7 protein-coding genes and 1 pseudogene are annotated in these 8,634 nt (G+C 72.8%); all 8 read right to left on the minus strand.

Features of this window, described 5'->3' with window-relative positions; translation table 11 throughout:
* Positions 1 to 13 precede the first annotated feature (13 nt).
* Entirely contained in the window at positions 14 to 601 is a 588-nt protein-coding gene (locus TR50_RS41675; protein ID WP_042435735.1) for a phosphorylase family protein, read from the minus strand.
* Positions 602 to 736: 135 nt separating this feature from the next.
* Positions 737 to 2,812 (minus strand): squalene--hopene cyclase, encoded by a 2,076-nt coding sequence (gene shc / locus TR50_RS41680; RefSeq protein ID WP_084701905.1) that lies wholly within the window; start codon positions 2,810 to 2,812, stop codon positions 737 to 739.
* 4 nt (positions 2,813 to 2,816) lie between these two features.
* Positions 2,817 to 3,974, minus strand: a complete 1,158-nt coding sequence (locus TR50_RS41685; protein WP_084701907.1) for a polyprenyl synthetase family protein — start codon at positions 3,972 to 3,974, stop codon at positions 2,817 to 2,819.
* The gene (gene hpnE / locus TR50_RS41690) at positions 3,971 to 5,335 is read right to left on the minus strand and encodes a hydroxysqualene dehydroxylase HpnE (RefSeq protein ID WP_042435741.1); all 1,365 of its coding nucleotides are present in this window, start codon (positions 5,333 to 5,335) and stop codon (positions 3,971 to 3,973) included. The genes TR50_RS41685 and hpnE overlap by 4 nt, the downstream gene beginning before the upstream one ends.
* A 109-nt stretch (positions 5,336 to 5,444) precedes the next feature.
* Entirely contained in the window at positions 5,445 to 6,395 is a 951-nt protein-coding gene (gene hpnD / locus TR50_RS41695; protein WP_042435744.1) for a presqualene diphosphate synthase HpnD, read from the minus strand.
* On the minus strand, positions 6,392 to 7,417 hold the full coding sequence (hpnC, locus tag TR50_RS41700; RefSeq protein WP_236654819.1) for a squalene synthase HpnC: 1,026 nt from the start codon (positions 7,415 to 7,417) through the stop codon (positions 6,392 to 6,394). The genes hpnD and hpnC overlap by 4 nt, the downstream gene beginning before the upstream one ends.
* A 237-nt stretch (positions 7,418 to 7,654) precedes the next feature.
* Entirely contained in the window at positions 7,655 to 8,464 is an 810-nt protein-coding gene (locus tag TR50_RS41705) for an ABC transporter ATP-binding protein (RefSeq protein ID WP_042435756.1), read from the minus strand.
* A gap of 7 nt (positions 8,465 to 8,471) precedes the next feature.
* Positions 8,472 to 8,634: pseudogene (locus TR50_RS47480) on the minus strand (ABC transporter permease); the annotation flags it as partial.

Consider the following 8,634-nt stretch of genomic DNA (forward strand, 5'->3'; position numbering starts at 1 on the left):
GGCAGGACTCTCCTCAACCCACAACAACGTTCGGGTGCCAGGTCGCGAGCACGGTCCCGACCTGCTTGAGGGCGCGCAGCGCCCTGATTCCGTGCGCGAGCGTGGCCGGGCGGACCAGCTCGTACTCGGGTGTGTCGACCACGACGCGGACCGACAGCACGGGCACGCCCGGCGCGGCCCGGCAGACGGCGGCGGTCTCCATGTCGACACAGGTGACGCCCGCCTCCGCGAGGCGCGTGCGCTCCGCTCCGCGCACCACGTGGTCGCTGGAGTGGAGAACGCCCTGGTGCACGCTCAGCCCGGCCTCCACGAGCGACTGTTCGAGCAGTTTGGGGGTGCTTTCCGCGACCACACCCCGATCGTCGCGCACCTCGGTGGCGATCACGACGTCCCCCGGACGGATTCCCGTGACGACGGACGCACCGAGGCCCGCGAAGACCAGTGCGGACGGCGCGTGCGCCCGCGCGCGGAGCGTCTCGCGCATCGCGCGCTCCGCGCGCGCCGGTCCCATCCCGGTCCTGACCGGCCGCGCCTCCCGCAGCGCGAGCGCCTCGATCCCGAGGGCGCACGCCACAAGAGGCCCGGATCTGTCACCGCTCACGTGGACCACCTTCACACCCGGGGGCGCGAGGAAGTGCGCGACAAGCCACTGAAGTGGTGTGTCGCCGCTCGAGCAGGGCCATCCGCACGGGGTGGTCGCTCGCGCAGTTCCCCGCGCTCCTGAGGTGGTCGCAGCTCATCGCAGTCGCCGACCTGCCAGGGACGGCAGCAGCCGCCTCGGCGCCGGGGCGTCCGACGCGCCGCCGGTCGGGGCCGGGACGTTGCGCAGGGTGTCGTGGTCGACCTCGCTCGGCGTCAGGTGCGGCGTCCCGTACAGGTAGCGGCCCAGGGCCGTGACCGGGAAGACCAGCCGGTAGAGGTTGTAGTTGATGCTGAAGTCCCACGGGAAGCCCGTCCCGGTGAACTCCGGCTCGTCCCACGTGCCCTCGGCCAGCTGCGTCTGCGCCAGCCACCGCACGCCGCGGTCCACGACCTCGCCGCTCTCCTCGGCGGCCAGCAGCGCCATCAGCGCCCACGCGGTCTGCGAGGCCGTCGACGTGCCGCGACCGGCCCAGGACTTGTCCTGGTAGGAGCGCATGTCCTCGCCCCAGCCGCCGTCGGCGTTCTGCTTCTCCGTGAGCCAGGCCACCGCGCGCCGGATGGAGCGGTGCTCCGTCGGCAGGCCCGCCGCCACCAGCGCCGGGACGACCGAGCCGACGCCGTACACGTAGTTGGTGCCCCAGCGGCCGAACCAGGAGCCGTCCTCCTCCTGCTCCTTCAGCAGCCAGTCGATGCCGCGGCGGGTGCGCGGGTCCCCGGCCTTGCCGTCGGCCGCGAGCATCTCCACGACGTGCGCGGTGACGTCCGCGCTCGGCGGGTCGACGACCTCGCCGAAGTCGCAGAAGGGCAGCTTGTTCGGCAGCGTCGAGGTGTTGTCGACGTCGAAGGCCGCCCAGGCGCCGTTCTTGGACTGCATCCCGAGCACCCAGTCGATGCCGCGCCGGGTCGCCCCCGCGACCTTCCCGGGCTCCGGGTGGGCGATGCGGCGCAGCGCGAGGACGACCTCGGCCGTGTCGTCGATGTCGGGGTAGTTGTCGTTGTCGAACTCGAACGCCCAGCCGCCCGCGGGCAGCGACGGGCGCTGCACGGCCCAGTCGCCGCGACGCAGCACCTCCTCGCCGAGCAGCCAGTCGGTGGCGCGCACCAGCGCCTCGTGGTCGGCCGGGAGGCCGGCGTCCGCGAGCGCGGTCAGCGCCAGGCAGGTGTCCCAGACGGGCGACTGGCACGCCTCGATCCAGCGGTGGCCCTCGTCGGTGTGGACCGTGAAGCGGTCGAAGGCGGCGAGGCCGGCCTTCATCACCGGGTGCTCCATGTCGTAGCCGAGCAGGTGCAGGGCGATCAGCGAGTAGACCGCCGGGGGCTGGATGCCGCCCCAGCAGCCGTCCGCCTCCTGCCGCTCGACGATCCACCGTGCGGCCTGCTGGAGCGCCAGCCGACGCAGCGCCTTGACCGGCATCTTGTGGTAGTAGTGCAGCGCCTTGTCCAGGCGGTGGAAGAAGCCGTCCCAGGTGTAGGCGGGCGCGATCGGGCGGCTGCGGTACGGGTTGGCCGGGTCGGTGTGCAGCTCGTCGAGGCCGAACGGCGCGGGCCGCACCGGGCGGTGCGCGGAGACGACCGTCAGCGGGACGATGGTCTGCCGGGCCCAGCAGCCGAACGAGTAGATGTTCAGCGGGAAGTTGCGCGGCAGGAAGATGACCTCCGGCGGCAGCTCCGGCAGCCGCTCCCAGGGCCACCAGCCGAACAGCGCCAGCCAGATGCGGGTGAAGACCCGGGTGGCGGCGATGCCCCCCTGCTCGCGGATCCAGCGCGAGGCCCGCTTCATGTGCGGGGCCTCCGGGTCGTCACCGGCGAGCTTCAGCGCGACGTAGGCCTCGACCGTCGTCGACAGCTCCGACGGGCCGCCGTAGAACGTGGCCCAGGTGCCGTCCTCCCCCTGCTGCGAACGGATCCAGTCGGCGGTGGCCTGTGTCTGCTCGTCCGTGCGGATCCCGAGGAACTGACGGAGCAGCAGGTCCTCGGCGTCCATGGTGACGTTGGTTTCCAGATTGCCCTTCCACCAGCCCGTCTCGTCCTGGAGGCCGAGGAGGTGGGTGGTGGCCCTGGCGAGCGTCTCGCGCGCCAGGCGGGTGGTCTCGGACTCCGTGGTGGTGCTCTCCGCGGCCGGCTCTGCTTCGTACTGTGGGTCGAGCCGGCCGTCCGCGGATGCTGTCATCTCGTCACCTCTCCCTGACAACAACGAACTCCGCGAGCGCCGCGAACTGCGCCCGCACCTCCGTCGGCATGGCGACCTCGTCCAGGGCCGCCAGAGCCGTGCTGTGCTGCCTGCGGGCCTCCTCCGCCGTCCAGGCGCGGCCACCCGCCTCCTCGATCAGCGCCGCGCGCACCGCGAGTTGTTCCTCGTCCTCGTCGCCGCGACCCTCCGGGTCGGCGAGCAGCTCGGCGAGGCGGCGCGAGGCCTTGCCGCCGTCGGCCAGGGCGGCGCAGACCGGCAGGGACTTCTTGCGCTGACGCAGGTCGCCGAAGTTGGGCTTGCCGGTGACCTCCGTCTCCCCCCAGATGCCGAGCAGGTCGTCCACGGCCTGGAAGGCGAGCCCGAGGTGGTAGCCGTAGCGCTCGAGCGCGTCGGCCGCCGTGTCGTCGATGCCGGCCAGGACCGCGCCGATGGAGGCCGAGACCGCCAGCAGCGCGCCGGTCTTGTTGCCCTCCATCTCCAGGCACTCCTCCACGCTGACCCGGTCGTGGTCGCGGTGCTCGAAGGAGAGGTCCTGGGCCTGGCCGTCGATCAGCTTACGGGTGGCGACGGTCAGGCGGTGGACGGCGCGCCCGGCGTCGACGGCCGAGGTGGTGCCGAGGCCGGGGGCCTCCAGCAGGATCTCGTTGGCCAGGGCGAACATCGCGTCGCCGACCAGGATCGCCTGGGCGGGGCCGAAGACGGTCCAGACGGTGGCGCGGTGGCGGCGCGTCTCGTCCCGGTCCATCAGGTCGTCGTGGAGCAGCGAGAAGTTGTGCACCAGCTCGACGGCCACGCCGCCGGGGACGCCGACGGACGCCGGGGCGCCGGCCGCGCGGGCGGAGAGCAGCGCGAGGGCCGGGCGGACGGCCTTGCCGCTGTCGGCGTTGGTGGGGTTGCCCTCGGCGTCGGTCCAGCCGAAGTGGTAGGCGGAGACGGCGTCCATGGGAGCGGCGAGCCGGGAGACGGCCTCCCGGAGCACGGGGGTGCACAAGGTCCTGCCGTGGTCCAGCAGGGCGGGCACGTCCGCCGCCGGGGCCGTCGGTGCCTGATCAGGGCGCGCTACCACGCTCGTTCCCTCTCCGTTCGCTCGGCTGTATCTCGTGTCAGCAGACTTCGTGTCAGCGGTCTTGATGTCGGTCATCGCAGCTCTTTCAGGACGTTCCGGGCCGCTGCGGTCCCACTGCGCACGGCGCTTTCCATGGTCGCGGGCCAGCCCGTGGCGGTCCACGCGCCGGCCAGGTGCACGCCCGGGGTGCCCGTCGCCGGGCCCGGCCGCAGCGCGCCGTTGCCGGGCGTGGGCGCGAAGGTGGCGGTGCGTTCACGGGTCACGAAGAACTCGGTGACCTCGGCCTCGCGGGCGCGGGGCAGGAGCCGCTCCAGGGCGGGCAGGTACCGCTGCCGCAGCACGGCCACGGGCTCGTCGATCTCGGTCCGGACGGCGGACTGGGACAGGGCCAGGTACTGGCCGGGCCCGCGCAGGCCCGAGTGCCCGGTGCGGTCGAAGACCCACTGGATCGGGGAGCCGAGCGCGGCCAGGAACGGCCGGTCCAGCACCGGGCGGTCGTAGACGACGTGGACGTTGAGGATCGGCGCGTAGCCGATCTTGAGCAGCGCCTCGGGCTCGGCCAGGCTGCCGGGCGGCAGCAGGTCGTGCGCGGCGTCCTGCGGGACGGCCAGCACGACGGCGTCGAGGTCGCGCAGCGTCTCCGCGCCGCCGTCGAGGCGTTCGCCCTCCAACTGGACTTCGTGGCGGGCGTCGGGGCCGGGCGTGATCTGCGCCGCGCGGGTGCGCAGCAGCACGCGCACGCCGGCGCGGTCGAGCGCGGCGCGCGCCATGTCGTCGTGGATGCGGCCGAGCGGGACCCTGGCGAAGCCGATGTCGGAGGCGCCCGGGTCGGTCAGCAGGCCGGTCTTGAACACCATGGCGGCCAGCGCCAGCGAGGACTCCTCGGCGGTGGCGTTGAGGGTGGCGACGCCGACCAGGTCCCACAGCGCCTCGACGGCGCGGGCGGACTGGCCGTGCTGGCGCAGCCAGTCGGCGAAGGAGCGGCGGTCCAGCGCCGGGTCGGCGAGGTCGAGCCGCTTGAGCGCCAGCGCGGCGCGCCCGGTGGCGGCGCGCTCGGCGAGGCTCAGGTGCGGGTAGCGCAGCAGGCCGCGGCCCAGGTGCAGCGGGACGGGCAGCGGGTCGCGGCTGATGCTGCCCTGGCGGCCGGTGTTGACGTCGCGGACGGGCACGTCCAGGCGGGGCTGGATCATCACCTCGTCGCGGACGCCGAACCGCTGGAGCAGGCCGCGGTAGGCGGTGCAGCAGCGCAGGAAGACGTGCTGGCCGTTGTCGACGGTCAGCGCGCCGCGCTGGAAGGAGAAGGCGAGGCCGCCGAGGCGGGGTCGGGCCTCGGCGAGGGTGACCTCGAGGCCGGCGTCGGCCAGGCGCAGCGCGGCGGTGATGCCCGCGAGCCCACCGCCGATCACCAGGGCCCTGCCCTGACGCGTCCTGTTCATCGGAGCCACCCCCCTTTCCGGTCTCCCGACGGCCGCGACGCGGCGCGGCGTCGTGTGGTTCCCCGTCGGACGGGACGGGCAAACGGGTTCGACACGAACGGACGGTCCTTCAAGAGGAACGCCCTCCCACCAGCCCGGAGAGTGCTACGTAGGCCTTCTCCCAGCCGGGCAGCGAGACGCGGCCGTGCAGCACCGCCTCGGGTTCGGCGACGATGCGCTCGAGCACCCGGTGGTAGATGCCGGCCATGGCGCCGACACAGGCGCGGCTGCGGCGGTCCAGCATCGGCAGCAGCTTCAGGCCCTCGTCGAAGTAGCCCTGGGCGCGGCGGGCCTCGAAGAGGATCAGGCCGCGGAAGTCCTCGCCGGAGGCCGGGGAAACGGACGCGGTCCGTCCGGCGGCAGGCACGGCGAGGCCGAAGCCCTCGGGCCGGCAGCCGAAGGCGGCCAGGTCCTCGGCCGGGAGGTAGAGGCGGCCGTTGCCAGCGTCCTCGCGCACGTCGCGCAGGATGTTGGTGAGCTGGAGGGCGAGACCGAGGGTGTCGGCGTACTCGGCGCCGCGCTTGGGATCGGTGCAGCCGAAGACGGCGAGCGAGAGCACGCCGATGGTCCCGGCGACGCAGCGGCAGTAGTGGCGCAGCTCGTCGAAGGTGGCGTAGGAGGTGCCGCGGACGTCCATCTCCATGCCGTCGATCAGCTCGTCGAAGCTGTCGAGCGGGATCGGGAACAGCGAGCAGGCGTGGGCGAGCGCGACCTTGACCGGATCGGTGTCCTCGGGCTCGACCGTGCCCTCGCGGATCTCGTCCAGCAGCGCCCGGGTGCGGCCGAGCTCCTCGAACTTGCGCTCGTCCGACCAGCCGCCGTCGCCGATGTCGTCGATGCGCCGGGCGAGGGCGTAGATCGCGGACATGGCGCGGCGCTTGGGCGCGGGCAGCAGCCGGATGCCGTAGGAGAAGTTCTTGGCCTGGCTTCCGGTCACCGCCTCGCAGTACTGGTAGGCCGCCGCCACCTGCGGTGACGGCGCCGCCGCGATCGTGCCGGATCCGTAGCTCTGCGGACTCACCTCATGCCTTTCGAACGACTGCCACGTGTGGCGGCTCGGCGGCCGCCGAGCACCAGAGCGAGGGCCGCCTCGCGCGCGAGGCGACCCTTGCCGGCCTTGGGTGCGCCGGCCAGGACGTCGTAGCCGGCGGCGGCCACGGCGCCGAGGGCGGCGTAGCCGCCCGCCGAGAAGCCGGCCAGCAGCACCCGCAGCCGACCGCTGACGGAGTCGAGCAGCGGCGCGCCCTCGTCCAGCAGGGCGCGGGCCCGCTCCGACTCGAACAGCACCAGCCCGCGCAGGGGCGTTCCCGCGCGGGCGGCGTCGAGGTCCTTCTCGGTGACCCCGAAGCGCTTCATGTCCTGCGCGGGCAGGTAGACGCGGTCGCGGGCGCGGTCCTCGGCGACGTCCTGAAGGTGCTCGACGACCTGGAGGGCGCTGCACACCGCGTCGGACCAGCGCACGCGTTCGGGCGTGGCCAGGCCGGCGAGCTGGAGCACGAGCCGGCCCACCGGGTTGGCGGACAGCTCGCAGTAGGCCAGGAGGTCGTCGAAGGTCTCGTAGCGGGAGACGCGCTGATCCATCCGGTTGGCCTCGATCAGGCCGCGGAACGGCTCCACCGTGAGCCCGTGCCGCCCGATGACCGGGACCAGCGCGGCGATCAGCGGGTGCCGCGGCGCCCGCGCGCCCGGCGTGCCGAGGACGGTCTCGAAGGCGGCGTCCACGTCGGCGTCGAGGGCGTCCAGCAGCGCGAGCCGGAAGGAGCCCTCCTTGTCCTTGTCCGCAGCGGCCTCGCTGCCGGCCGGGGCGTCCCCGTACTCCACGCCGAGCAGCTCGGCGGTGCCGCGCGGGTCCGGGAGATCGCCGTCGCCCGCGTCGTCGACGAGGCGGGCGAAGCCGTAGACGGCCATCAGGCCCTCGCGCATGGCGGGCGGCAGGAAGAAGGGGGCGACGGGGAAGTTCTCCCGCGCCGCCTTGTCGAGAACCGCCCCCGATGATCCCCCATCGGACATCAGTTCACCCGACTGCTGCTCGCGCACCGCCATGACCGCCACCCCCCCGTTCTACACCGATCTTGACAGGCTGCCCACAGGGGACACGCCTTGGCATTCGGGCTGCCTCGCCCGCCGGACACACGATCTTGTTCATACCCTATGCCCGCAGCCTACGTCCCCGCACGGACAGCCGCCGGGGCGGGTGGCCCCGGCGGCTGCCGGATCGTTATGGACGGTGTGCGCACGGCTTCGGCAAGCGGGTGACTCCGGCCTTCGCCCGGGCGCCGGCTACTTCTTGTTGGTCCAGTCCTCGTACTCCTTGACGACGTCCTCGGTGGGGCCGTCGGCGCGGATCAGACCGTGCTCGAGCCAGATGGTCCGGTTGCAGGTGTCGCGGATCGTCGAGTTGCTGTGCGAGACCAGGAAGACCGTTCCGGCCTCCTTGCGCAGCTCGCGGATGCGGGCCTCGCTGCGCTTGCGGAAGGCCATGTCACCGGTGGACAGCGCCTCGTCGATCATCAGCACGTCGTGGGTGCGCGCCGCGGAGATCGCGAAGCGCAGCCGCGCGCCCATGCCGGAGGAGTACGTGCGCATCGGCAGCGAGATGAAGTCGCCCTTGTCGTTGATGCCGGAGAAGTCGACGATGTCCTGGTACTTCTCGCGCACCTCGGCGTAGGTCATGCCCATCGCCAGGCAGCCGAGCACGACGTTGCGCTCGCCGGTGAGGTCGTTCATCAGCGCCGCGTTGACGCCGAGCAGGGCCGGCTGGCCGTCGGTGTAGACGGCGCCCTGGGCCGGCGGCAGCAGGCCGGCGATGGCGGCCAGCGTCGTGGACTTGCCACTGCCGTTGGAGCCGATCAGACCGACCGCCTCGCCCTTGTAGGCGGTGAAGCTGATGCCCTTGACGGCGTGCACCTCGGTCAGCGCCGGGGAGGCCTTGCGCCGCACGATCCGGGACAGCGCGGAGGTCGCGCTGCCCTTGCCCGCGCCCGCGCCGTAGACCTTGTACACGATGTGCATGTTGTCGACGATCACCGTCGGGATCTTCTCGGTGGGCGGCGGCGGAGGCCCTTCGGGCTCCAGCACGCTGTCCATCATCTCCTGGTCATCCACGGCCGTACTCCTCCTCTGCCTTCCAGAAGAAGACAAAACCGCCGAGGCCGCCAATCACGGCCCAGGCCGCGGCCATGATCCACACGTGGTGCGGCAGGCTGCTCGCGGGCACCGAGTCCATGAGCGAGTAGCGCATGAGCTCGATGTAGATCAGT

This window comes from Streptacidiphilus anmyonensis (assembly GCF_000787855.1).
Taxonomy (GTDB): Bacteria; Actinomycetota; Actinomycetes; order Streptomycetales; family Streptomycetaceae; genus Streptacidiphilus; species Streptacidiphilus anmyonensis.

Excerpts from the sequence above, each read along its gene's own strand:
- shc (WP_084701905.1), bottom strand. The coding sequence starts at position 2,812 with ATGACAGCATCCGCGGACGGCCGGCTCGACCCACAGTACGAAGCAGAG.
- TR50_RS41685 (WP_084701907.1), bottom strand. The coding sequence starts at position 3,974 with ATGACCGACATCAAGACCGCTGACACGAAGTCTGCTGACACGAGATAC.
- hpnE (WP_042435741.1), bottom strand. The coding sequence starts at position 5,335 with ATGAACAGGACGCGTCAGGGCAGGGCCCTGGTGATCGGCGGTGGGCTC.
- hpnC (WP_236654819.1), bottom strand. The coding sequence starts at position 7,417 with ATGGCGGTGCGCGAGCAGCAGTCGGGTGAACTGATGTCCGATGGGGGA.
- TR50_RS41705 (WP_042435756.1), bottom strand. The coding sequence starts at position 8,464 with ATGATGGACAGCGTGCTGGAGCCCGAAGGGCCTCCGCCGCCGCCCACC.